This is a genomic window from Caenispirillum bisanense, assembly GCF_900230255.1.
In the GTDB taxonomy this organism is placed as follows: Bacteria; Pseudomonadota; Alphaproteobacteria; order Rhodospirillales; family Rhodospirillaceae; genus Caenispirillum; species Caenispirillum bisanense_A.
The window spans coordinates 224891-247596 of record NZ_OCNJ01000004.1; the positions used below are offsets into that span (position 1 = coordinate 224891).

Genomic DNA, 22706 nt, shown 5'->3' on the forward strand with positions numbered 1-22706 from the left:
GCGGCAGGTGGGCTGTGGGGGCCTCTGCCGGAAGGAGTCGGGGTATGGCAGTGGACACGACGCTCGGCCTGACGACGCCGGCCGCTTCGGCGGAGGACGGGCGCCGCAACCAGCGGCTCGAGAAGCTCATCGAGCTCGGCATCGCGCTGTCGGCGGAACGCAACCACGACCGCCTGATGGAACGCATCCTGCTGGAAGCCAAGGAGCTGACCAACGCCGACGGCGGCACGCTCTACCTGCGTACCGACGACGAGAAGCTGAAGTTCACCATCCTGCGCAACGACACGCTCAACACCGCCATGGGCGGCACCACGGGCGTCGTCATCCCCTTCCCGCCGCTGCCGCTGTTCAACCCGGAAACCGGCCAGCCGAACCACAACAACGTGGCGACCCACGTCGCCCTGACCGGCACCTCCATCAACATCGTCGACGCCTACGAGGCGGAAGGCTTCGACTTTTCCGGCACCAAGAAGTTCGACGCCGGCACCGGCTACCGCTCCAAGTCCTTCCTCACCATCCCGCTGAAGAACTACTCCGGCCTCGTCATCGGCGTGCTGCAGCTCATCAACGCGCGCGAGCCCGACGGCACGGTGGTCCACTTCTCGTCCGAAGTGCAGCCGCTGGTGGAGGCTCTGGCCAGCCAGGCCGCCGTCGCCATCGACAATCAGCAGCTGATGGCGGCGCAGAAGCGACTGCTCGACAGCGTCATCAAGGTGATCGCGGAGGCCATCGACTCCAAGTCGCCCTATACCGGCGGCCACTGCGCGCGCGTACCCAAGCTCGCCATCATGCTGGCCGACGCCGCCTGCGCCGAGCAGGCCGGCCCCTTCGCCGACTACGACCTGGACGACGACGAGAAGTACGAGCTGTACCTCGGCGCCTGGCTGCACGACTGCGGCAAGGTGACGACTCCGGAATACGTGGTCGACAAGGCCACCAAGCTCGAAACCATCTACGACCGCATCCACGAGGTGCGCACCCGATTCGAGGTGCTGCGCCGCGACGCCGAGATCGCCCTGTGGAAGGGCATCGCCCAAGGCGGCGACGAGGCCGCCCTGCGCGCCGACTTCGAGGCCACCTGCGCCGCCCTCGATTCGGACTGGCGCTTCATCGCCGAGTGCAACATCGGCGGCGAGTTCATGTCGGACGATCGCAAGGCGCGGGTGAAGGAGATCGCCGGCCGCACCTTCGTGCGCCACTTCGACCGCAGCCTCGGCCTGTCGTGGGAGGAAGCGCAGCGCCTCGCCGCCGCCCCGCCGGCGCCGCCGCCGGCCGTCGAGCCCCTGCTGGAGGACCGCCCCGACCACAAGGTCGGCGTCTACGACCGCGGCGAGGTCTACAACCTGTGCATCGGCCGCGGCACCCTGACCGACGAGGAACGCAAGGTCATCAACGACCACATCGTCGTGACCCAGGAAATGCTGAAGAAGCTGCCCTTCCCCAAGCACCTGAAGCGCGTGCCCGACATCGCCGGCAACCACCACGAAAAGATCGACGGCACCGGCTACCCGCGCGGCCTGAAGGGCGAGGAGATGGGGGTGTCGGAGCGCATCATGGGCATCGCCGACATCTTCGAGGCCCTGACCGCCGCCGACCGGCCCTACAAGACGCCGAAGAAGCTGTCGGAGTGCATCAAGATCCTCAACTTCATGCGCAAGGACCGCCACATCGACGGCGAGCTGTTCGAGCTGTTCCTGACGTCGGGCGTCTACCGCCGCTACGCCGAGGAATGCCTGCGCGAAGACCAGATCGACGACGTCGACATCGGCCAGTACCTGACCCGCAAGGACGCGGCGGAGTAGGCGACTCGGGCCGCCGCCCGACGGCCGGTCAGGTCGGGTCCAGCGCGTACTGCTGCAACACGTCCATGGGGATGACGGCCAGCGTCTCCTCGTGGGTGCTCTTCAGCACCACGCGCGGCGCCATGCCGGCGTCGTAGGCTTCGCGCCAGCGGCCGGCGCACAGGCACCAGCGGTCGCCGGGCTTCAGGCCGGGAAAGCCGAACTCGGGGCGCGGGGTCGACAGGTCGTTGCCGGTGCGCTTGCTGAAGTCGAGGAACTCGGCGGTCATGACGGCGCAGATCAGGTGCAGGCCCAGATCCTCCGGCCCCGTCTCGCAGCAGCCGGTGCGGTAGAACCCCGTGCGCGGGTTGCCGCTGCAGGGCTCGATGGGGTCACCGAAGACATTCAACTGGTCCGACATGCCGTCCTCCTCTCGCGCACAATCGCCCCTGAGGTGGCGGTTGCGGCGGGGCGCGTCAACCCGACTCGCCTAAAGGCCTGCCGCCCGTTCGAGGGCCGGCAGGTCGGCATGCGCCTCCAGGTGGTCGGCCAGCGCGTCGAGGGCGGCGTCCACGCCCGCCTCGTAGGCGACCGGCGCGCCGTCGAGCCCCAGCACGGCGCGGCGAAAGGCGTCGGCGGCGAACAGGCCGTGCAGGTAGCAGCCGCGCACCCGCCCGTCGGCGGAAACGGCGCCGTCCGGTCCGTCGCCGAGGTGCAGCCATGGGCGGTCGCGGTCGGGGCCGGCGGTCTTGCCCATGTGCATCTCGTAGCCCGCCACCGCGAGGCCGGAGCCGACCTCGGTCCCCGCCGCCTCGCGCAGGGTTTTGGGGCCGCGCATGACCGTTTCCACGTCGAGCAGCCCGAGTCCCGCCGCCTCGCCGGGCGGTCCCTCGATGCCCTCCGGGTCGCGCACCACGCGCCCGAGCATCTGATAGCCGGCGCAGATGCCGATCACCCGGCCGCCGCGGCGCAGGTGGGCGGCGAGGTCGACGTCCCAGCCTTGCGCGCGCAGGAAGGCGAGGTCGGCCAGCGTCGCCTTGGAGCCGGGCAGGATCACCACGTCGGCGTCGCCGGGGATGGCCCGCCCCGGCTGCACCCAGGTCAGCGCCACCTCGGGTTCGGCGGCCAGCGGATCGAAGTCGTCGAAGTTGGCGATGCGCGACAGGCGCAGCACGGCCACCTTCACCCGCCCTTCGCCGCCCGCCGGGCCGTCCCGCCGCTGGTCGAGCGCCATGGCGTCCTCGGCCGGCAGGTCGGCGGCGCGGGCGAACCACGGCAGCACCCCGAGCGACGGCCACCCCGTATGCCCGCCGATGATGTCGAGCGCCGGGGTGAAGAGGCTGGGGTCGCCGCGGAACTTGTTGACGAGGTAGCCCACCACCCGCGCCCGTTCGGCCGCCGGCAGCAGGGCGTGGGTGCCGACGATCTGCGCCAGCACGCCGCCGCGGTCGATGTCGCCCACCAGCACCACCGGCAGGTCGGCGGCCTCGGCGAAGCCCATGTTGGCGATGTCGGCGGCACGCAGGTTGACCTCCGCCGCGCTGCCCGCCCCTTCCACCAGCACCAGGTCGGCCTCGGCGGCGAGCGCGGCGTAGCTTTCCAGCACCTTGGGCAGCAGCGACGGCTTGAGGCGGAAGTAGTCGCGCGCCCCGGCATTGGCGAGCACGGTGCCCTGCACCACCACCTGGGCGCCGACGTCGGTCTGCGGCTTCAGCAGCACCGGGTTCATGTGGCGGCTGGTGGCGATGCCGCAGGCGCGCGCCTGCAGGGCTTGGGCGCGGCCGATCTCGCCGCCGTCGGGGGTGACGGCGGCATTGTTACTCATGTTCTGCGGCTTGAAGGGGCGCACCCGCAGGCCGCGGCGGGTGAACAGCCGGCAGAAGCCCGCCACCAGCAGGCTCTTGCCGACGTCCGACCCGGTGCCCTGGAACATCAGGGCCGGCGTGCGCGTCCCCCCGCTCACGGCCGCGCCGGCCTTACTGCGACGGCGGCGGGGCGAGCGTCTCGCCCTGCACCCCGCCGGGGGTGAGCGGCGTCGGCGCGCCGGTCGCCTGCGGGCTGCCGCCGGTCATGGGTTCGGGCGCCATGCCTTCCACCGGCGCCGTTTCGCCCGGCTGGACGGGGCGGGCGCCGATGATGCCCGACTGCGGATCGCCGGCCGGCTGCTGCTGCGCCTGGCCCGTCAGCGGCTGCGGCTGACCGGCGGCGCCGGCGCCCGGCTGCGCCTGATAGGGCGACTGGCTGTAATCCATGTCGCGCACCGTCAGGGCCTGCCACAGGGCCTCGGCCTCGGGGTTGGGGTAGCGGCGGTCGAGCACGATGGCCTTGGGCGTGGCGCCGCGGCCGTAGAAGGCCTGGTTCCAGTCGTGGCGCGGCTTGATGACCGCCCCTTCGATGGCGGCACCGCCATAGGCGCCCTTGGCGCGGGCGAAGGCCAGGATGTCGTTGGACAGGTTGGTGGTGGTCGCCGCTTCCAGGTTCGCCCCTTCGGTGATGAAGGTGACGCCGACGCCGGCCCCCAGCTTGAACTCGTCGTTCATGAGGGCGGTGAGGCCGCGGTCGGTCATGATCATGAAGATCATCTGCGCCGACTGGCCGCCGATCTGCAGCCCGAGCGAGCCGCCGCCCATGGTGTAGAAGGCCGGTGCCGAGAAGTTGCCGTCGCGGTCGCGGGTCATCAGCAGGCCGTTGCCGTAGGACCCGCCGATGATGAAGCCGCCCTTCAGGAAGCTCGGCACGATGAGCACGCCCTTGGCGCGCCGCAGGTAGCGGTCGAAGTTCTTCTGGAAGTTCTCGTCACCGCGCACGTTGTAGACGGTCGCAATGGACTGGTTCAGCACGACGCGGGCGTCGGCCAGGTCCTGCTGGACGCTCTGCGCCAGCACCGGCGCACAGGGCGCCACCGTCACCACGGCGCCGAGCGCCAGGGCGAGGGAGAAGGAGAGGGCGCGCACGATCATGTAGTTGCCTCCGCCGGGAGCGGTTGAGGGGAAACGGGGTGAGGGTCGGTCAGAACTCGACGCCGGCCTGGGCCTTGATGCCGGCGCGGAAGGGGTGTTTCACGAGCTTCATCTCGGTGACCAGGTCGGCCGCCTCGATCAGTTCCTCGGGGGCGTTGCGGCCAGTGAGCACGGCGTGCTGGTGGGCCGGGCGGGCGCGCACGGCCTCCAGCACCTCCTCCACCGGCAGGTAGCCGTAGCGCAACACGACGTTCATCTCGTCGAGGATCACCATGCCGTACTCGGGATCGGCGAGCCACGCCTTGGCGACCTCGAAGGCGCGGCGGGCGGCGGCGATGTCGCGCTCGCGGTCCTGGGTTTCCCAGGTGAAGCCCTCGCCCATGGCCTTGAAGTCGACCAGATCGTCGAAGCGGGCCAGTACCTCGCGCTCGGCGGTGTCCATGGCGCCCTTGATGAACTGCACCACGCCGACTTTCATGCCATGGCCGACGCAGCGCAGCGCCATGCCGAAGGCGGCCGTCGACTTGCCCTTGCCGGCGCCGGTGTTGACGATGACGATGCCGCGCGCGGCCGTCTTCTCCGCCATGATCTTGTCGCGGATGGCCTTCTTCTTGGCCATCTTCTGCTTGTGGCGCTCGTTGAGGTCTTCGGGTGCTTCGGTGGTCATGCGGGTTCCTCCCTGATGCCGGCGAGCACGCGGGCCACGTCGTTGCGGCGGGACCGCCACAGGCCGCGCGCCAGCGCCTCGTCGAACCGGTCGGCCATTTCGCGCAGGGCCGCCGGGTTGTGCTCGGCGAGGAAGCGGCGCACCGCATCGTCCCCGAGATAGGCCTCGAATATGGCGTCAAGATGGTGATCGGACACGCATTTCGCCGTCGCCGCGAAGGCGAACAGGTAGTCAACGGTGGCCGCCATCTCGAACGCGCCCTTGTAGCCATGACGCATGACGCCGGCGATCCACTTGGGGTTCGCCGCCCGGCCGCGGACGATGCGGGCGATTTCTTCCCCCAGCGTGCGGATGCGGGGGCTTTCCGGGCGCGAATGGTCGGGGTGATAGGTCGCCGGCTGGGCGCCGGACAGCACCCGCACGGCCGCCGTCATGCCGCCTTCGAACTGGTAGTAGTCGTCGGAATCGAGCAGGTCGTGCTCGCGGTTGTCCTGGTTCTGCACCACCGCCTGCACCTTGGACAGGCGCTCGCGGAAGGTGCCGTGGGCGGCCTCGCCCTCCGCCCCCGCGCCGTAGGCATAGCCGCCCCAGGCGACGTAGGCCTCGGCGAGGTCGGCGTCGGTGGTCCAGCCCTTCTCGTCGATCAACGCCTGCAGGCCGGCGCCGTAGGCCCCTGGCTTCGACCCGAACACCCGCGCGCCAGCGCGGCGGGCGGCGGCGGCCGGGTCGAGGCCGTCGGCGGCGAGGCGCTCCGTCTCCGTCCGCACGCGGGCGGCGAGCGGGTTGTCGTCGGCGCTTTCCTCCAGGGCCGCCACGGCGCGGGCGGCGCTGTCGAACAGGTCGACGAGGCCGGGGAAGGCATCGCGGAAGAAGCCGGAGATGCGCAAGGTCACGTCCACCCGTGGCCGCCCGAGCACCGACGCCGGCAGCACCTCGAACCCCGTCACCCGGCGCGAGGCGGCGTCCCACGTCGGCTTGACGCCCATGAGCGCCAGCCCCTGCGCGATGTCGTCGCCGCCGGTGCGCATGTTGGAGGTGCCCCAGGCGGTGACGGCGATGGTGGACGGGTACTCGCCGTGGTCCTGCCAGTGGCGTTCCAGCAGCAGGCTGGCCGATTTCCACCCCAGGCTCCAGGCGGCGGGCGTCGGGACGGTGCGGGTGTCGACGGAATAGAAGTTGCGCCCGGTCGGCAGCACGTCCGGCCGTCCGCGCGTCGGCGCGCCGGAGGGGCCGGGGGCGACGAAGCGGCCGGCGAGCCCGATCAGCAGCCCGCCGAGTTCCGCCGCGCCGCAGGCGTCGATGGCCGGGGCGAGGGTATCGCGCACATGACCGAGCGCGGCGGCGGCGGCGGTCCAGGCGGGGTCGGCGGCGGTGCTGCCGGCCACCAGGGCGCGGGCGAGCAGTTCCAGCCGCTCCACCGTATCACCGGCGGTGCGCCAGGGGTCGTCGGCGACGGCGGCGAGCGCCGGCGGCCGCGGGCCGCCCCACGGTGCCGCCATGTCGCAGTCGAGCGGGTCGAAGCCGGCCCCGAGCGCCAGATCCTTCGCCAGCGCCCGCGTCAGCGCCAGCCCCTCCTGCCCCGCCGGCGGCACGCGGGCCAGCGCCACCAGCAGGTCGGTGCGCTGGTCGCCGGCGGGGGAGACGCCGAAGACGTGCAGGCCGTCGCGGATCTGCAGTTCCTTCAGCTCGCACAGGTGGGCGTCGAGCTTGGCGAGCGCCGTATCGGCGTCGTCGTTGGCGGCGATGCCGAGGTCTTCGTCCAGCCCGAGCGTGCGGGCGAGGCCGAGGATGTCGGCGCGCAGCACCTTCAGCCGGCGCGGGTCGACGCCCGCCGCCTCGAAATACTCGTCCACCAGGGCTTCCAGGTCCTTGAGCGGCCCGTAGCTCTCGGCGCGGGTGAGCGGCGGCGTCAGGTGATCGATGATGACGGCCTGGGCGCGGCGCTTGGCCTGTGTGCCCTCGCCGGGGTCGTTGACGATGAAGGGGTAGAGGTGCGGCAGCGGGCCGAACACGGCTTCCGGGAAGCAGTCCTCCGACAGCGCCAGGGCCTTGCCGGGCAGCCATTCCAGGTTGCCGTGCTTGCCCATGTGGACCACCGCATGCACGCCGCATATCTCGCGCAGCCAGACGTAGAAGGCGAAGTAGCCGTGCGGCGGCACCAGGGCCGGGTCGTGGTAGCTCTGCACCGGGTCGATGTTGTAGCCGCGCGCCGGCTGGATGCCGACGACCACGTTCCCAAGCGGCAGCACCGACAGCGCGAAACCGCCGCGGTCGGCGCGGAAATGCGGATCGTCTGCGGGCGCGCCCCAGCGCTCCATCACCTGCCGGCGCACCGCTTCGGGCAGGCGGGCGAAGGCGCCCTCGTACACGGCCAGCGGCAGCACGGCGCGCACGGTGCGGGCGGCGCGGGCGGTGAGGTCGTTGGTCGGCCCCTCCTGGAGCGTGCGGACCAGGGCATCACCGTCGGCCGGAATGGCGGAGACGCCGTAGCCGGCCGCGCGCAGGGCCTTCAGCACTTCCACCGTGCCGGCCGGCGTGTCGAGCCCGACACCGTTGCCGAGGCGGCCATCGCGGTTGGGATAGTTGGCGAGCACCAGCGCCACCCTACGCTCCGCGGCCGGCGTGCGGCGCAGGCGGGCCCAGCGGGCGGCGAGCGCGGCGACGAAGGCGACGCGGTCGGCCACCGGCTCGTAGGCGACGATGTCGCATTGCGTCGCCTCGTCGCGGCGGGCGCGGCCCTTGAAGCTGACGGCGCGGGCGAGCACCCGGCCGTCGACCTCCGGCAGGGCGACGTTCATGGCGATGTCGCGGGCCGACAGGCCGCGCGTACCGTCGCGCCACGCCGCTTCCGCGCCGCCCGAGAACACCACCTGCAGCACCGGGCAATCGGCGGCGGCGAAGGGGGTGTCGGTGGGCTTGCCGGGGGCGGCGACGGCGAAGCCGGTGGCGTTGAGGATGACGTCGGGCGGCGTTTCCGCCAGCACGCTTTCCACCACCCCGGCCGCCAGCGGGTCCTTGAGGCTGGTGACGAACAGCGGCAGCGCATTGACGCCCTCCGCCCGCAGCGCCGCGCACAGCGCCTCCACCACGCCCGTGTTGGCCGCCTGCACCAGGGCGCGGTAGAACACCACCGCCGCCACCGGCGCGCCTTCCACCCATGCACCGCGCATGAGAACGCCGGCGGGCGGCAGCGGCGCCGGTTCCAGCCACTCCAGATCCCGCCCGAGCAGGGTGGCGGCGTAGCGCAGGAAGTGCCCGGCATTGCCGGTGCCGCCGTGGATCAGATAGCCCCACAGGCGGTCATAGGCCGCCGCCGGCACGGTCGACAGGTCGCGCAGCTCGGCGTCCGGCTTGTCGTCGCCCGGCAGCAGCACGAGCAGGATGCCCTTGCGTCGGCAGACCGTCGCCACCTCGTCGACGCCATAGGGCCAGTAGCCGCGCCCGCCCAGCAGCCGCACCACCACCAGCTTGGCCTGCGCCACCACGGCCTCGACGTAGAGGTCGACGCTCATGTTGTGGCCGAGGTGCAGCAGGCTCGCCAGCCGCAACGACGGCACCGCGTCGCCCAGGGCGGCGCGGGAGGCGCTCAGGCAGGCGAGTTCGCTGTCGGCGGCGGACAGCACGACCACGTCGCCCGGCGTCTGGCCGAGGTCGACGGCCTCCGACCCGTCGTCGATGCCTCCCGGTGTGGCGGCGAGCAGATGCATCAGGCGGCCGGCGCCGTCAGTCCGCTGCGGATGGCCTCGGCGACGGCGGCCTCGTCGAGCCCGTGCAGGCCGATCACCACCAGGTGGCTGCGGCGGTGCTCCTCGGGCTTCCAGGGGCGGTCGTACCAGCGGTCGATGCGCGGGCCGACGGCCTGCACCAGGTGGCGCGCCGCCTTCCCCGGCACGTCGAGGAACCCCTTGACGCGCAGGATGTCGTGGCCGGCGATGGCGGCGTGCAGGCGAGCCTCGAAGGCGTCCAGGTCGTCGACCGGGCCGAACTCCACCACGAAGCTGTCGAAGTCGTCGTGATCGTGGTCGTCCTCAGTGTCGTGGTGGCTCGGGCGGACGTCGAGATCGTCCTCGGCGGCGGCGTCGAGGCCGAGCAGCACCGCCGGCTCCACCTTGCCGAAGGCGGCCGGCACCAGCTTCACGCCGGGGCGCAGGCGGGCGCGCAGGTCCTGCTCCAGCACGTCCATGCCGGCTTCGTCCAGCAAGTCGGCCTTGTTGAGGATGACCATGTCGGCGCAGGCCAGCTGATCCTCGAACACCTCTTCCAGCGGGTTGTCGTGGTCGAGCGCGGCATCGGCCTCGCGCTGCGCCTGCACGGCATCGGGATCGTCGGCGAAGCGGCCGCCGGCCACCGCATGGGCGTCGACCACCGTAACCACGCCGTCGACGGTGACGCGCGAGCGGATCTCCGGCCACTGGAAGGCCTTCACCAGGGGCTTCGGCAGGGCGAGGCCCGAGGTCTCTATGACGATGGCGTCGGGCGGGTTGGCGCCCATCACCAGCTTTTCCATGGTCGGCAGGAACTCGTCGGCGACCGTGCAGCAGATGCAGCCGTTGGCCAGCTCGACGATGTTGGTCTCCTCGCCGTCGCAGCCCTGTACGCCGCAGCCCGTCAGGATCTCGCGGTCCATGCCGAGGTCGCCGAACTCGTTGATGACGAGCGCGATGCGCCGGCCGTTCGCCTGCTCCATCAGGTGGCGGATCAGGGTGGTCTTGCCGGCGCCGAGGAAGCCGGTGACGACGGTGGCGGGAATCTTGCGGGCGACGCTCATGGGGGTCTGGCGGTCCTTATGCTTCGACGTTCTTGAGAATGAGAGGCACTCCGGCCGCCGTGAAGATAACGCGGTCGGCCGCCTCGCTCACCATCTGATTGAGCCGCCCGGCAAGATCCCGGAACGACCGGCCGAGCGGCGTGTCGGGCACGATGCCGAGCCCGACCTCGTTGCTCACCAGCACGAGGGGCGCGAAGGTGCGGCCGAGCGCCCCGATCAGGGCGTCGATGGCGTATTCCGGGTCGATGTCGGGGGCGCTCAGCATCTGGTTGGTCAGCCACAGGGTCAGGCAGTCCACCAGCACCGGCTCGCCGGGCGGCACGCGCGGCAGCAGGCCGGCGAGGTCCAGCGGCTCTTCCACCGTGCGCCAGAAGGCGTCGCGGCGCTCGCGGTGGACGCTGATGCGCTCGGCCATCTCGTCGTCCCACGCCTGGGCGGTGGCGACGTAGGTCGCGCGCGCTGCGCCGGAGGCCCGCACCATGGCCTCGGCCAGCCGGCTCTTGCCCGAGCGGGCACCGCCGAGCACCAGCGTCACGGGCGGCAGCGGCGAGAAGTCGGCCGGAGCGGGGGGGACCACGGGGGGCAGCGGCATCAGGGCTCCGGGCTCCAGTTGACGGTGCGGACGGCGGCGCCGCCGGCCATGAGGTCGATGCGCGTCAGCGACAGCGGATCGACGGCGAAGGATAGCGCAGCCGCGGGCCTGTCCTCCAGCCCGAGGGCGAGAACGAGGGCCGCTCTTATGGTTCCGGCATGGGCGACGGCCACGATGTCGCGGCCGTCGTGGGCGGCGGTGAGTCGCCCGACGGCCTCCTTCACCCGCGCCACCTGATCGGCGAAGCTCTCGCCGCCGGGCGGCCTGGTGCCGGCGGGGTCCGGCCAGAAGCCGGCGGTTTCGGCGGCCGGCAGATCGGTCCAGGCTCGGCCCTGCCAGGCGCCGAAATGCTGCTCCGCCAGCGCCGGCTCGGCCGGGCCGGCGAGCCCGAGGGCGGCGGCCGTGGCCGTGCAGCGGACGAGACCGCTGGTCACGACGACCGCATCGGCCGGCAGCACACGCGACAGGGCCGCCAGCCGCGCCGGATCGGGCGCCCGGCACGGGAGGTCGAGGGCGCCGACGATGATGCCGGCCTCCGCTGCCACCGGCGCATGCCGGATCCACCACCAGCGCGTCAGGCCGCTTTCCATGGTCCGCGTCAGTCCCCCGCGATGGCGGCGAGCGCCAGCAGCGCCGTGGTGGCCGCGGCCTGCTCGACCGTTCCCAGCACGTCGCCGGTATAGCCGCCGATGTGACGGCGCGCCAGTCCGGCGACCGCCAGCACCGCCATGAGCACCACGGCGAACAGCGGCGCCAGGGCCGAGCCCGGCAGCACCGCCCAGGCCGCCGCCGCGGCGAGCCCGACGCCGGCCGCGACCGCCGGGGCCGCCGCCCGCCCTGCCGCCGCACCCAGGCCGTCGGCGCGGGCCGGCTCCAGCAGGACCATGCCGAGCGGGATGGCGGCGCGCGACAGGGCGCCGGCGACGACGAGCGCCGCCGAGGCCGCCTCCACCCCCGCCGTCTGCAGCACCGCCAGCACCGCCGACCACCGCAGGCCGATAGCCAAGATCAGCGCCAGCACGCCGTAGGAGCCGATGCGGCTGTCGCGCATGATGGCGAGCTTGCGCTCCTTGTCGGCGCCGCCACCGAAGCCGTCGGCGACGTCGGCGAGGCCGTCCTCGTGCAGCGCGCCCGTCACCCACAGGCCCGCCGCCAACGCCACCAGCACGGCGGCGGCATCGGGCAGGTCGAGCAGGTGGGCGAGGTGCAGGGCGATGGCCGACACCAGCCCGACCACCGCCCCCACCAGGGGAAAGGCCCAGGCGGCGCGGCCGAGCGGCGTCGCCGCAGCCGCCTCGGACAGGCGCGGCAACGGCAGGCGCGTCAGGAAGACGAAGGCGAGGTGAACCTCCGCCAGGCGGCCGGATTTATCCATGGTGGGTGATTTCCCTGCGGCGGCGCGGTATGGATCGGGCCGAACCTTTCCACTCCCCAAGCGAAGGTGCAAGTGGCATGTCCCCGACCGTGCGCTCCGTGGCCGAGTTCCGCGATCTCCTCTCCCGCCTGCCGGCCGCCGACGGCGCTGCTGCCGCCGCCGCCGCGGCGCGCGAGCCGCAGCTGACCAAGCCGCCGGGCAGCCTGGGGCGGCTGGAGGATCTCGCGGCCTGGCTCGCCGCCTGGCAGGGCCGCCACCCGCCGGTGGTGGAGCGGGTGCGCTGCGCCGTCTTCGCCGGCAACCACGGCGTCGCCGCGCTCGGCGTCTCGGCCTTCCCGGCGGCGGTGACGGCGCAGATGGTGGAGAACTTCCGCCATGGCGGTGCCGCCGTGAACCAGCTGTGCCGCACGGTCGGTGCCGAGCTGACGGTCACCGCCCTCGCCCTCGACCGCCCGACGGCCGACTTCACCCAGGCCCCCGCCCTGACGGAAGACGACCTCGTCGCCGCCCTCAACGCCGGCCTCGCGGCGGCGGAAGCGGGCCTCGATGCCCTGTGCCTGGGGGAAATGGGCATCGCCAACACCACCAGCGCCGCCGCCATCGGCCTGGCGCTCTACGGCGGCGCCGCGGCGGAATGGACCGGCCCCGGCACCGGCGTCGCCGGTTCGGCGCTCGCCCGCAAGGCCGAGGTGGTGGCGCAGGGCGTCGCCCTGCACGGCGCCGACCGGCCGGACGGCGTCGAGGTGCTGCGCCGCCTCGGCGGGCGCGAACTGGCCGCCATCGCCGGCGCGGTGGCGGGGGCGCGGCTGGCGCGGGTGCCGGTGGTGCTCGACGGCTACATCTGCACCGCCGCCGCCGCCTGCCTGGAAGCGACGGTGCCCGGCGCCCTCGACCACTGCGTCGTCGCCCACGCCAGCGCCGAACCGGGCCACCGCCGCATGGTGGAGCGCCTGGGCAAGCAGGCCCTGCTCGACCTCGGCCTGCGGCTCGGCGAGGGCTCGGGCGCGGTGCTGGCGGTGAGCGTGCTGAAAGCCGCCGCCGCCTGCCACGCCGGCATGGCGACCTTCGCCGAGGCGGGCGTGGCGGCGGGAGACGAAGGGCGCGAGGCGGGTACCACGACCGCATAGCCCGTATGGGATACTTGTTCCGCACGGCGAATCGGGGTGCCATGCGGCCGCGTCGGGAACCGCGGCGCTCCGCCGAACCGAAGGGAACAGCAAGGCCCGGGCCATGCGCCGCTTTGCCATTGCACGACCAGCCGAACCCGCCTCCCCGGCCCGGAAGTCCCGCCGGGCCGATGCCGGGTTCACGCTCGTGGAGATGTCGATCGTGCTGGTGATCATCGGCGTCCTGGTCGGCGGCGTGGTCAAGGGCCGCGACCTCATCGCCTCGACCAAGGCGACGCGGGCCGTGCAGGAACTGGAAGCGGCGGCCACCGCCGTGCTGGCGTTCCGCGAGCGGTACGGCAAGAACGTGCGCGACGACACCGCCGACCTGTTCGGGCCGACCGGCATCAGCAACAGCGCGCTGCGGTCGCGCAAGGCCACCGTGCGGATGCGGCAGGCGGGGCTTCTGCCGCTCGCCGAGGGCGCGTCCACCATCACCACCGACCCGCACCTGCACGCCTTCGGCGGGACGGTCTCGTTCGAGGGCGGCACCATCCTCGGCTTCGACACCGACTACGGCGCGACCAGCCAGGAAGACACCGCCGTCTGCCTGCGCGCCGTGCCGGGTGCCGCCGGCGCCTGGATCGATGCCCGCGCCGACGACGGCGACGCCACCACCGGGCGGGTCCGCGCCACCGACGCCGTCGCCGCCGAGAACTTCGGCACGAGCGGCCCCGTGTCGGCCGTCGCCTACGGCTTCATCGACGCGGAAGGGACGGTCTGCCTGCTGGTGACGCGCTGACCACCGACACTCCGAATGCAAAACGGCCGCCCCCTGTCGGGAGCGGCCGTCGTCCGTCCGCGGCCGGGGCCGCGACTCGGTGCAGCGCCGGGGCGCTTACTTCTTGGCGGTGCCGGGAGCGGCCTTGGCGGCCTGGGCGACGACGCCCTTCAGCTCGTCCAGCACTTCGGTGAAGCGCTTGTTGAGCAGGTCGGCCACTTCGGTGTTCGACTTCGCCATCATCTCGGCCACTTCGCGGCCGTTGGAGACGGCGCGCTCGAAGGCTTCCTTGGTCAGCTCGGTCTGCTTGAGCATCTTGTCGGTCGGCGTGGAGGCGCCGGCGATGCCGGAGGCGGCGGCGGCGGCTTCCTCGACGGCCTGGCGGATCAGCTCGGCCTGGCGCTTCAGGATGGCCTGCATGCCCTCGAACGCCAGACGGTTGGCGGCGGTCATGGCTTCCAGGTTCTTCTGCTGGGTGGCGACCAGGGCGTCGACATCGACGCCGGGCACCTTCAGCTCGGACATGTACTTGGTCACATCGAAGTCGAACGGCATCTCGGTCTTGGCAGCCATGAGTCACCTCCCGGCAGATGGGGTTAAAAACTCGCTGGGTGACGGTATGTTTCGCAACTGCACAAGTCAAGCTGAAATATGCTGCGGCGCACAATGTGCGTCCTGCACTTGCGAGCCAGAGTCGTTTCAATCGTCGTCGGGCGGCATTTCGGGCTCGTCACCGGGGCGCGTGGTGCGCGCCGGGGTCGCCGTCGCGGGAGCGGAGGCGACTCCGTCGCCGTCTCCGGCATCGGACGCCTCGGCGCCCTTGACCCGGCCGCCGCGGCCGAAGCCGGGCACCATGCCGCAGAGGTCGTCGACCGTCTTCAGCGCCTTGTCGAGGGCCGCCATGGTACGGGCGAGGTCGGGCGTGTCGTCCTGCACGAAGGTGCGCAGCACCCACAGATAGGTATAGGCGAGCCCCTTGATGCGGACGTAACCGCCGAGGCCCGAGGCCGACACCCCCGCCGCCTCCAGCGTCACCGCCATGGAGCGGCCGAGCCGCAGTGCCGAATAAAGGCCGTCCACCGGCCGCAGCGGCAGGCCGCGCAGGTAGGAGGCGATGGCGTCGCGGAACGGCTTCATGGCCTCGAAGCGCGCCATCAGCACGTCGAACAGGCGGTCGCGCACGGGCTCCGACGGGTCGGCCTCGGTGCGGCCGGCGAGCGCCAGGCGGTCGGTGTAGCGGAAGGCCTCGTCCACCAGCGCCTCGTGGCCGGGGTGGGAGCGCAGCACCTCGTGCACGTCCAGGTCCGCCGCCAGCGCCACCTCGGCCGGCGTGACGCGCGCCCAGCCGCTGCGCTCGGCCACCGTCAGGACGGCGGCGCCGATGCGGTCGGGCAGGCTTTCGGTTTCGGCTTCGGGCATGCGCTCCTCCTCCATCCTCTGCTGCGATAGGAAACTCCCGGCCTAGGACGCGAGTTCCTTCGACCGGCGGGCGGCGGCGGCCACCGCCCGTTCCATCAGCGCCGCCAGACCGTCGTCGGCCATGAGCACGTCGAGCGCCGCGGCGGTGGTGCCGTTGGGGCTGGTGACGTTCTTGCGCAGCTGCGCCGGCTCGTCGTCGCCGCAGCGGTGCATGAGCTCGCCGGCGCCGCACACGGTGGCGCGCGCCAGCTGGGCCGCCAGGCTGGCCGGCAGGCCGGCCGCCTCGCCGGCGCGGGCCAGGGTCTCGGCGAGCAGGAAGACATAGGCGGGGCCGGAGCCGGAAACGGCGGTGACGGCGTCCATCTGGCCTTCGTCCTCCACCCAGGCGACCTGCCCCACCGCTTCCAGCAGCATGGTGCACTGGTCACGCATGGCGGGGCCGACGGCGTCGTTGGGGCAGCACACGGTGATGCCGCGCCCGACCGCCGCCGGCGTGTTCGGCATGGCGCGCACGATGGCCGCATCCGCGCCCAGAAGCCGCTCGAAGCTGGCGAGCGTGCGCCCGGCGGCGATGGAGAGGAACACCGCACCGGCCGCGGCGAAGCGGGCATAGGCCGGCAGCACGTCGTCCATCACCTGCGGCTTCACCGCCAGCACCACCACGTCGGGGCGGAACCCTTCGGGGATGCCGTCGGCGGCGGCCACCACCTTCACCGGCAGCTCGGCGCCGCCCGGCTCGACCACCACCACGTCTTCCGCCCGCAGCGACCTGTCGAGCCAGCCGGACAGCATGGCGCCGCCCATCTTGCCGCAGCCGACCAGAAGGATGGAAAGACTCATGGGGCCGTCTCCTCGCGACGCAGGGATTTCGATTCCCGCATGTAACGCCAGGACCGGCCGCTCTTACAAGCCCGGGTTGCCCGATCGCCGGGGAAAACCGACCCGGGCGGCAGCCTTGGGGAGCACCGCCGCCCGGGTCCGATGGCCGGCGAGGCGGGAGTCAGGCCTCGCCGACGGTATCCAGCATGGCCGCCGCGATGGCGTCCTGGGCGTTCTTGCCGCCCCACAGGCAGAACTGGAAGGCAGGATAGAAGCGCTCGCACTCGGCGACGGCGTGATCCATCATTTCCTCGAGCGTGTCCTCGTCGAGGCCGTGGCGCAGCATGGCGGTGTGGCGGAACAGCGGCACGCCGTCGTCGTGCCACAGGGCGAAGTGGCCGAGCCACAGGCGCTCGTTCAGCAGCGACAGCAGTTCGTAGATGTCGGCGCGGCGGTTCTTCGGCACCTTCAGGTCGAAGGCGCAGGTGAAGTGCAGGCTTTCCAGGTCCTGCGACCAGGCGAAGAAGAGGGTGTAGTCGCACCAGTGCCCGGGCACTTCCATCGCCGCCTCCAGTTCGGTGCGGCGATCGACGGCCCAGTCCTTGGTCAGGGCGATGGTTTCGACGAGATCGATGGGGTTGGCGTCAGTCGACGCGGCGTCGAGCGGGGCCGAATACATGCGGTCACCTCCCTGGCGCAGTGCGGAAAGGACGGGCCTCTCCGCGAGGATGGCGGCCGGGTCGGGTGACGCCTGTGGACAAATCTTGTTGTTCGGCCACCCCCTGGCCACAAGAAATAGCCTGCCAGACGACGCATAAGCGTGCAAGCACTCTGTTGCGCCCGCAAAACGAGGCATTCCGCCCTCGCCCGCCCGGTCATCGAAAATTCATTGTAGGTAAACGACTTGCCGACGCTTCCGCGCAACTGGAAAAGAAACGGCCCCGCCGTTCACTTGCGGCGGGGCCGACTGGACGGGTGGTCGCCTCACTCGGGCTTGTCGGAACCTTCGCCGCCTTCGGGGCCGCCTTCCGGCGCCGGCGTCTCGGCGGTCACGGTCTTCGGCTTGGCCGCCTTGGGCGCCGCCGAGTTGCGATGCGCCTTCAGCCGGCGGGTGGCGTTGACCGACGACGCCGAGGTCGACGGGCGGGTGGCGGGCTTGCGCTTCTGGGCGTCTTCCAGCTCGGCGAGGCGGGCGGCCAGGCGCTCGTTCTCGGCCCGCGCCTCGGCGGCCATGGCGCGCACGGCCTCGAATTCCTCGCGCGTCACCAGGTCCATCTCGGCGAGCACGCGCTCCAGCCGATAGCGGATGATGCCCTCGATCTCGTCGCGCACGCCGGTGAGCGCGCCGAGGGCGCCGCCGGCCACGCGGGCGAGATCGTCGAACAGGCGGTTCTGGGTCTGCATGATCGGGCTGCCTTCTGCTCTGGCCGGGCGGCGTGGGGGCCTGCATCCGGCGAATCCTGAAGCGGAGTATGGGTTGCCGCACAACGCCTTGCAACCGCACAACGCGCCGCCCACGCCTTGCGGTGGCGCCGGGGCGGGCCTATAACCGGACGGCCTGCGGATCTTCGGGAGTTTTCGCGCATGTACGTCGTCACCGGCGGCGCCGGCTTCATCGGCTCCAACATCCTCGCCGCCCTGGAAGCGCGCGGCGGCTCCGACCTGGTGGTGGTGGACCGGCTGCGCGACGGCGGCAAGTGGCGCAACGTCGCCAAGCGCGAACTGTCGGACATCGTGGCGCCCGAGCGCCTGTTCGACTTCCTCGACGGCCACCGCACGCGCATCGAGGCGATCTTCCACATGGGCGCCATCTCGGCCACCACCGAGCGCGACGCCGACAAGATCGTGGAGAACAACTTCAACCTCTCCATCGCCCTGTGGAAGTGGTGCACGGTGAACCGGGTGCGGCTGATCTATGCCTCCTCGGCCGCCACCTACGGCGACGGCGCGGCCGGCTTCGTCGACGACATGGCGCCCGGGCATCTGGCGACCCTGCGCCCGCTCAACGCCTACGGCTGGTCCAAGCATCTGTTCGACCGCCGCATCTCGCGCCGCATGCTGGAGCACCGCGAGGCGCCGCCGCAGTGGGCGGGCCTCAAGTTCTTCAACGTCTACGGGCCCAACGAATACCACAAGGGCCCGCAGTCGAGCGTCGTCAGCCAGGTCTATCCCAAGGCCGCGGTGGACGCGCACTTCGACCTGTTCCGCAGCCACAATCCGCGCTACCCCGACGGCGGCCAGCTGCGCGACTTCGTCTACGTGAAAGACGTTGTCGACGTGATGATGTGGCTGCTCGACACCCCGACCGTCTCCGGCCTGTTCAACGTCGGCACCGGCAAGGCGCGGTCCTTCGCCGACCTCGCCGCGGCGGTCTACACCGCCCTCGGCAAGGCACCGAACCTGCGGTTCAAGGACATGCCGGTGGAACTGCGCGACAAGTACCAGTACTTCACCCAGGCGGACATGAGCCGCCTGCGTGCCGCCGGCTACGACAAGCCCTTCACCGAGCTGGAGGACGGCGTCGCCGACTACGTGCAGCGCTACCTCGACACCGCCGACCCCTACCAGTGAGCGGCAGGAGCCCCGACCGTTGCTGACCTTCGCCCTGCCCTTCCCCGCCATCGACCCGATCGCCATCGAGCTCGGCCCGCTCGCCATCCGCTGGTACGCCCTCGCCTACCTGACCGGGCTGCTGGGCGGCTGGTGGTACCTGCGCTTCCTCGCCCGCCGCACGCCCGGCGGCCCCAACGACGTGCAGGTCGACGACTTCCTGGTGTGGGCGACGCTCGGCGTGGTGCTGGGCGGGCGGCTCGGCTACGTGCTGTTCTACAAGCCGTCCTATTACCTCGCGAATCCGCTCGACATCCTGAAGGTGTGGCAGGGCGGCATGGCCTTCCACGGCGGCGTGCTCGGCGTCCTCGTCGCCATCTACCTGTTCTCGCGCCTGCGCAAACTGTCGTTCCTGCGCCTGGGTGACCTGGTCTGCGCCGTGGTGCCCATCGGCCTGTTCTTCGGCCGCATCGCCAACTTCATCAACGGCGAGCTGTGGGGCCGCCCGGCGCCCGACGTGCCGTGGGCCTTCGTGTTCCCCCACGGCGGCGACGTGCCGCGCCACCCGAGCCAGCTCTATGAAGCGGTGCTCGAAGGCCTCGTGCTGTTCGTCGTGCTGCACCTGCTGTGGCGCGTGACCGCCCTGCGCGAGCGCCAGGGCTTCATCGCCGGCGCCTTCCTGGCCGGCTACGGCATCAGCCGCTTCATCGTCGAATTCTTCCGCGAGCCCGACGACTTCCTCGGCACCGTCGCCGCCGGCATGACCATGGGTCAGCTGCTGTCGCTGCCCATGATCCTGGTGGGCGCGGCCCTGATGATCGCCTCCGGCCGGTTCCGCTCCACCGAGCCGAACGGCGGCGGGCGGGCGGCATGAGCGGCGGCGGCACCGAAAGCGACATCGCCGCGGTCCTGCGCGACCGCATCCGCGCCGCCGGCTCCGTGCCGTTCGAGGAGTTCATGGGCGAGGCCATCGCCGCCTATTACGGGCGCGGCGACGTGTTCGGCCGCGACGGCGACTTCACCACGGCCCCCGAGATCAGCCAGATGTTCGGCGAGATCCTCGGCCTGTGGTGCGCGGTGGCGTGGCAGCTCATGGGCAAGCCGGCCCGCATCGCCCTGGTGGAACTCGGCCCGGGGCGCGGCACTCTCATGTGCGACATGCTGCGGGCGAGCCGCCTGCTGCCGCCGTTCCGCGCCGCGCTGTCGGTGCATCTGGTGGAGCGCAGCCTGCCGCTCCGCCGCCTGCAGGAGCGGGCGCTGGCGCCGGAGGGCGTCACGCCGGTGTGGCACGACCACGTCGCCGACCTGCCCGCCGACGTTCCGCTCCTCGTCGTCGCCAACGAATTCTTCGACGCCCTGCCGGTGCGCCAGGTGATGCGCACGCCGGACGCCTGGCACGAGCGCCACGTGACGCTCAACGACGACGGCGCCTTCGCCTTCACCCTCGGCCCGGCGGTGCCCGATGCCGAGGTGCCGGCCGCCGTCGGCCCGTGCCGGCCCGGCAGCATCGTCGAGCTCTGCCCCGCCGGCCGCGCCATCGGCGGCGAGCTGGCGGCCCGGCTGGCGCGGCAGGGCGGCGTCGGGCTGGTGCTCGACTACGGCTACGTCCGCTCCGCCGCCGGCGACAGCGTGCAGGCGCTGAAGCGCCACGCCTACCACCCCGTGCTAGCCGACGTCGGGCAGGTGGACCTGACCGCCCACGTCGACTTCCAGGCCCTCGGCGACGCCGCGGCGACGGCCGGCGCGCGGGTGCAGGGACCGGTGACGCAGGGCGCCTTCCTGACCGCGCTCGGCATCAACCAGCGCGCGGAAGTTCTCGCTGCCAACGCTGCACCGCAACATGCGGAGGACGTACATAAAGCCTTACATCGCTTGATTGATCCCGCGGAAATGGGCACCTTGTTCAAGGTCTTGGCGCTGGCTCATCCGGCGCTGCCGACCCTTCCGGGCTTTGAGGGATCCACCTCCGCATGATTACCGTCTCCGCGCTGAACGCGCTGTCCAACGTCCGTCATGCCTATTTCACCAGGAACCACGGTGTCTCGACGGGCGCGTTCGAGAGTCTCAACTGCGGGTTCGGGTCGGGCGACGACGCGGCGAACGTGCGCAAGAACCGGGCGATCGCCATGGAGCGCATGGAGATGCCACCGGAAGGGCTGGTCACCGCCAAGCAGGAACATTCCACCACCGTGCTCGTGGTCGACAAGCCGTGGGACAACGAGAACCCGCCGGTGGCCGACGGGCTGGTCACCACGGTGCCGCGCCTCGTGGTCGGCGTGCTGACCGCCGACTGCGCGCCGGTGCTCATGGCCGACGGCACCGCCGGCGTGGTCGCCGCCGTGCATGCCGGCTGGCGCGGGGCGCTGTCGGGCGTGCTCGACCGCGCCGTCGCCGTGATGATCGAACAGGGCGCCTCGCTCGACCGCATCATCGCCGGCATCGGCCCCTGCATCGGCCAGCGCTCCTACGAGGTGGGGCCGGAGTTCCCGCAGGCCTTCATCGACGACGACGGCAACAACGAGCACTACTTCAGCCCGTCGGGCCGCGACGGGCACTTCCGCTTCGACCTGCCGGGCTACGTGGCGCGCCGCCTCGCCCTCATCGGCATCACCATGGTCATGCCGACGCCGTGCGACACCTTCCGCGAGGAGGGACGGTTCTTCAGCTACCGCCGCAACACGCTGCGCGGCGTGAAGGACTACGGCCGCCAGCTGTCCGCCATCGCCATCGAGCGCTGATCGCAAGGCACGCCCATGCTGCTGCCGCGCCGGCCCCTCGTCGCGCCGATCCTGGGTTTCGCCGCGGTGCTGCTGCTGGCCGCCTGCGCGCAGCCGCCGCGGCCGTTCGGGCGCGGCTGGGACGACGGCGCGCAGGACCTCCGCCGGCCGGTGACCGGCACCACCGTCGCCGTCGTACCCGTGCCCGGCCTGCCGCCGCTCCTCGCCCAGGAACTGGCCGAAGCCCTGGCCGCCGGCCTGGCGGCGCAGGAGGTGCCGGCCCGCGTCACCCCCGACGGCGGCCTGCCCGGCGACCATCGTCTGTTCGGACAGGTGCTGGCGGTGGAGCCCGATCCCGCCTCCGACACGCTGCTGGTGGAGATCGCGCTGGAGTTGCGCGACTCCGCGGGTGTGCCCGTCATGCTGCATCGCCTGCGCGACCGCGTGACCGGCGCCCTGTGGGGCGGCACCCCCGCCGATGCGACCGAGGCGGAGCGCCTCGCCGCCCGCATGACCGCGGCCGCGGCGGCCGCCTTCGCCGGCGCCGAGCGGGCGCTGGTGCCGGTGCCGAGCGGCGAGCCCGAGGGCCTGCATCAGGGCGGCGGCCCGACCGCCCCGCCGCCGCCGCGCGAGGCCCTGGCCGTGCTGCCGCGGGTCGAGGTGCTGGCCGTCAGCGGCGCCCCGCGCGGCGGCAGCAACAACGAGGTGCTGGCCGCCGCGCTGCGCTCGGTGCTGCGTGACGTCGGCGTGCCGCTGACCGCCGACGCGGCGGCGGCGCAGGCGACGGTCGCGGCCGTCGTCACCCTGAAGCCCGTGGCGGGCGACCAGCAGGAACACATCCGCGTCGTCTGGTCGGTGCATGCGCCCGACGGCACCGAGATCGGCGTGGTGAAGCAGGAGAACATGCTGCCGAAGGGCTATGCCGAGGAGCAGTGGCCGGACCTGTCCTATCTCATCGCCGGGTCGGCGGTGGACGGCATCGTGCCGCTGCTGCGCGAGGTGCAGGAGCGCGGCGCCGCCGGCGGATGATCCGCCGGGAACGGCGGAAAACCGCTTGCCAGGGCACCGTGACAGGGCCGTGAAGACGGGTTTACACCCCGGGGTGCCGTTGATAAAGTCCGCCGCGCCCGGTGCCGCCCCGCAACCGGGCTTCAGCGTTTTTCCCCCTTCA

General features: G+C 72.1%; 22 protein-coding genes. 8 read left to right on the forward strand and 14 right to left on the reverse strand.

What is annotated here, in order from left to right; all coding sequences use genetic code 11:
* Window positions 1-44: 44 nt before the first annotated feature.
* A complete protein-coding gene (locus CRP50_RS10825; protein WP_097279175.1) occupies window positions 45-1802 on the forward strand; it encodes an HD family phosphohydrolase in 1758 nt (585 codons plus the stop codon).
* 28 nt (window positions 1803-1830) lie between these two features.
* Here CRP50_RS10825 and CRP50_RS10830 read toward each other — a convergent pair whose 3' ends face one another.
* The 9 genes from CRP50_RS10830 to cobS all read right to left on the reverse strand — a co-directional run bounded on the left by CRP50_RS10830 (window position 1831) and on the right by cobS (window position 12143).
* Window positions 1831-2202, reverse strand: coding sequence for a DUF2237 family protein (locus CRP50_RS10830; RefSeq protein WP_097279176.1), 372 nt, complete (start codon window positions 2200-2202; stop codon window positions 1831-1833).
* Window positions 2203-2271: 69 nt separating this feature from the next.
* Window positions 2272-3714, reverse strand: a complete 1443-nt coding sequence (locus CRP50_RS10835; RefSeq protein ID WP_097279177.1) for a cobyric acid synthase — start codon at window positions 3712-3714, stop codon at window positions 2272-2274.
* Between the two features lie 43 nt (window positions 3715-3757).
* Window positions 3758-4741: a lipid-binding SYLF domain-containing protein gene (locus CRP50_RS10840; RefSeq protein WP_097279178.1), complete on the reverse strand. Its 984-nt coding sequence runs from the start codon at window positions 4739-4741 to the stop codon at window positions 3758-3760.
* A 49-nt stretch (window positions 4742-4790) separates the two neighbouring features.
* A complete protein-coding gene (gene cobO / locus CRP50_RS10845) occupies window positions 4791-5408 on the reverse strand; it encodes a cob(I)yrinic acid a,c-diamide adenosyltransferase (RefSeq protein WP_097279179.1) in 618 nt (205 codons plus the stop codon).
* A complete protein-coding gene (cobN, locus tag CRP50_RS10850) occupies window positions 5405-9115 on the reverse strand; it encodes a cobaltochelatase subunit CobN (RefSeq protein ID WP_097279180.1) in 3711 nt (1236 codons plus the stop codon). The genes cobO and cobN overlap by 4 nt, the downstream gene beginning before the upstream one ends.
* Window positions 9115-10176, reverse strand: a complete 1062-nt coding sequence (cobW, locus tag CRP50_RS10855; protein ID WP_097279181.1) for a cobalamin biosynthesis protein CobW — start codon at window positions 10174-10176, stop codon at window positions 9115-9117. Before cobW ends, cobN begins: the two co-directional genes overlap by 1 nt.
* A gap of 16 nt (window positions 10177-10192) precedes the next feature.
* Entirely contained in the window at window positions 10193-10768 is a 576-nt protein-coding gene (gene cobU, locus CRP50_RS10860) for a bifunctional adenosylcobinamide kinase/adenosylcobinamide-phosphate guanylyltransferase (protein ID WP_097279182.1), read from the reverse strand.
* Window positions 10768-11358 carry a histidine phosphatase family protein gene (locus CRP50_RS10865; protein WP_097279183.1) on the reverse strand — a complete coding sequence of 197 codons (591 nt, stop codon included), beginning with the start codon at window positions 11356-11358 and terminating at the stop codon, window positions 10768-10770. Before CRP50_RS10865 ends, cobU begins: the two co-directional genes overlap by 1 nt.
* An 8-nt stretch (window positions 11359-11366) precedes the next feature.
* On the reverse strand, window positions 11367-12143 hold the full coding sequence (gene cobS, locus CRP50_RS10870) for an adenosylcobinamide-GDP ribazoletransferase (RefSeq protein WP_097279184.1): 777 nt from the start codon (window positions 12141-12143) through the stop codon (window positions 11367-11369).
* Window positions 12144-12220: 77 nt separating this feature from the next.
* On the opposite strand from cobS, the gene cobT reads away from it, so the two are divergent.
* Window positions 12221-13270, forward strand: coding sequence for a nicotinate-nucleotide--dimethylbenzimidazole phosphoribosyltransferase (gene cobT, locus CRP50_RS10875; protein ID WP_176525127.1), 1050 nt, complete (start codon window positions 12221-12223; stop codon window positions 13268-13270).
* A gap of 103 nt (window positions 13271-13373) precedes the next feature.
* Window positions 13374-14051, forward strand: a complete 678-nt coding sequence (locus CRP50_RS25780; RefSeq protein WP_097279186.1) for a prepilin-type N-terminal cleavage/methylation domain-containing protein — start codon at window positions 13374-13376, stop codon at window positions 14049-14051.
* 96 nt (window positions 14052-14147) lie between these two features.
* Here CRP50_RS25780 and CRP50_RS10885 read toward each other — a convergent pair whose 3' ends face one another.
* The 5 genes from CRP50_RS10885 to CRP50_RS10905 all read right to left on the reverse strand — a co-directional run bounded on the left by CRP50_RS10885 (window position 14148) and on the right by CRP50_RS10905 (window position 17672).
* Window positions 14148-14603 (reverse strand): phasin family protein, encoded by a 456-nt coding sequence (locus CRP50_RS10885; RefSeq protein WP_097279187.1) that lies wholly within the window; start codon window positions 14601-14603, stop codon window positions 14148-14150.
* A gap of 126 nt (window positions 14604-14729) precedes the next feature.
* Window positions 14730-15449 (reverse strand): hypothetical protein, encoded by a 720-nt coding sequence (locus tag CRP50_RS10890; RefSeq protein ID WP_141415105.1) that lies wholly within the window; start codon window positions 15447-15449, stop codon window positions 14730-14732.
* A 42-nt stretch (window positions 15450-15491) separates the two neighbouring features.
* Entirely contained in the window at window positions 15492-16289 is a 798-nt protein-coding gene (proC, locus tag CRP50_RS10895; protein WP_097279189.1) for a pyrroline-5-carboxylate reductase, read from the reverse strand.
* 160 nt (window positions 16290-16449) lie between these two features.
* Window positions 16450-16947, reverse strand: a complete 498-nt coding sequence (locus CRP50_RS10900) for a YbjN domain-containing protein (RefSeq protein WP_097279190.1) — start codon at window positions 16945-16947, stop codon at window positions 16450-16452.
* A 305-nt stretch (window positions 16948-17252) separates the two neighbouring features.
* The gene (locus CRP50_RS10905) at window positions 17253-17672 is read right to left on the reverse strand and encodes an accessory factor UbiK family protein (RefSeq protein ID WP_097279191.1); all 420 of its coding nucleotides are present in this window, start codon (window positions 17670-17672) and stop codon (window positions 17253-17255) included.
* A 180-nt stretch (window positions 17673-17852) separates the two neighbouring features.
* Here CRP50_RS10905 and rfaD point away from each other — a divergent pair, with 180 nt between their 5' ends.
* The 5 genes from rfaD to CRP50_RS10930 are packed head-to-tail and all read left to right on the forward strand — an operon-like array spanning window position 17853 to window position 22564.
* Entirely contained in the window at window positions 17853-18839 is a 987-nt protein-coding gene (gene rfaD / locus CRP50_RS10910; protein WP_097279192.1) for an ADP-glyceromanno-heptose 6-epimerase, read from the forward strand.
* 22 nt (window positions 18840-18861) lie between these two features.
* Window positions 18862-19692, forward strand: coding sequence for a prolipoprotein diacylglyceryl transferase (gene lgt / locus CRP50_RS10915; RefSeq protein ID WP_097279379.1), 831 nt, complete (start codon window positions 18862-18864; stop codon window positions 19690-19692).
* A complete protein-coding gene (locus CRP50_RS10920; RefSeq protein WP_097279193.1) occupies window positions 19689-20792 on the forward strand; it encodes a class I SAM-dependent methyltransferase in 1104 nt (367 codons plus the stop codon). Before lgt ends, CRP50_RS10920 begins: the two co-directional genes overlap by 4 nt.
* Window positions 20789-21556 (forward strand): peptidoglycan editing factor PgeF, encoded by a 768-nt coding sequence (gene pgeF, locus CRP50_RS10925; RefSeq protein ID WP_097279194.1) that lies wholly within the window; start codon window positions 20789-20791, stop codon window positions 21554-21556. The genes CRP50_RS10920 and pgeF overlap by 4 nt, the downstream gene beginning before the upstream one ends.
* A gap of 15 nt (window positions 21557-21571) precedes the next feature.
* Window positions 21572-22564, forward strand: a complete 993-nt coding sequence (locus CRP50_RS10930) for a hypothetical protein (RefSeq protein ID WP_097279195.1) — start codon at window positions 21572-21574, stop codon at window positions 22562-22564.
* Window positions 22565-22706: the final 142 nt, after the last annotated feature.

Coding starts and splice junctions, on each gene's coding strand:
- CRP50_RS10825 (WP_097279175.1), top strand. CDS start 45: ATGGCAGTGGACACGACGCTCGGCCTGACGACGCCGGCCGCTTCGGCG.
- CRP50_RS10830 (WP_097279176.1), bottom strand. CDS start 2,202: ATGTCGGACCAGTTGAATGTCTTCGGTGACCCCATCGAGCCCTGCAGC.
- CRP50_RS10835 (WP_097279177.1), bottom strand. CDS start 3,714: ATGTTCCAGGGCACCGGGTCGGACGTCGGCAAGAGCCTGCTGGTGGCG.
- CRP50_RS10840 (WP_097279178.1), bottom strand. CDS start 4,741: ATGATCGTGCGCGCCCTCTCCTTCTCCCTCGCCCTGGCGCTCGGCGCC.
- cobO (WP_097279179.1), bottom strand. CDS start 5,408: ATGACCACCGAAGCACCCGAAGACCTCAACGAGCGCCACAAGCAGAAG.
- cobN (WP_097279180.1), bottom strand. CDS start 9,115: ATGCATCTGCTCGCCGCCACACCGGGAGGCATCGACGACGGGTCGGAG.
- cobW (WP_097279181.1), bottom strand. CDS start 10,176: ATGAGCGTCGCCCGCAAGATTCCCGCCACCGTCGTCACCGGCTTCCTC.
- cobU (WP_097279182.1), bottom strand. CDS start 10,768: ATGCCGCTGCCCCCCGTGGTCCCCCCCGCTCCGGCCGACTTCTCGCCG.
- CRP50_RS10865 (WP_097279183.1), bottom strand. CDS start 11,358: ATGGAAAGCGGCCTGACGCGCTGGTGGTGGATCCGGCATGCGCCGGTG.
- cobS (WP_097279184.1), bottom strand. CDS start 12,143: ATGGATAAATCCGGCCGCCTGGCGGAGGTTCACCTCGCCTTCGTCTTC.
- cobT (WP_176525127.1), top strand. CDS start 12,221: ATGTCCCCGACCGTGCGCTCCGTGGCCGAGTTCCGCGATCTCCTCTCC.
- CRP50_RS25780 (WP_097279186.1), top strand. CDS start 13,374: ATGCGCCGCTTTGCCATTGCACGACCAGCCGAACCCGCCTCCCCGGCC.
- CRP50_RS10885 (WP_097279187.1), bottom strand. CDS start 14,603: ATGGCTGCCAAGACCGAGATGCCGTTCGACTTCGATGTGACCAAGTAC.
- CRP50_RS10890 (WP_141415105.1), bottom strand. CDS start 15,449: ATGCCCGAAGCCGAAACCGAAAGCCTGCCCGACCGCATCGGCGCCGCC.
- proC (WP_097279189.1), bottom strand. CDS start 16,289: ATGAGTCTTTCCATCCTTCTGGTCGGCTGCGGCAAGATGGGCGGCGCC.
- CRP50_RS10900 (WP_097279190.1), bottom strand. CDS start 16,947: ATGTATTCGGCCCCGCTCGACGCCGCGTCGACTGACGCCAACCCCATC.
- CRP50_RS10905 (WP_097279191.1), bottom strand. CDS start 17,672: ATGCAGACCCAGAACCGCCTGTTCGACGATCTCGCCCGCGTGGCCGGC.
- rfaD (WP_097279192.1), top strand. CDS start 17,853: ATGTACGTCGTCACCGGCGGCGCCGGCTTCATCGGCTCCAACATCCTC.
- CRP50_RS10920 (WP_097279193.1), top strand. CDS start 19,689: ATGAGCGGCGGCGGCACCGAAAGCGACATCGCCGCGGTCCTGCGCGAC.
- pgeF (WP_097279194.1), top strand. CDS start 20,789: ATGATTACCGTCTCCGCGCTGAACGCGCTGTCCAACGTCCGTCATGCC.
- CRP50_RS10930 (WP_097279195.1), top strand. CDS start 21,572: ATGCTGCTGCCGCGCCGGCCCCTCGTCGCGCCGATCCTGGGTTTCGCC.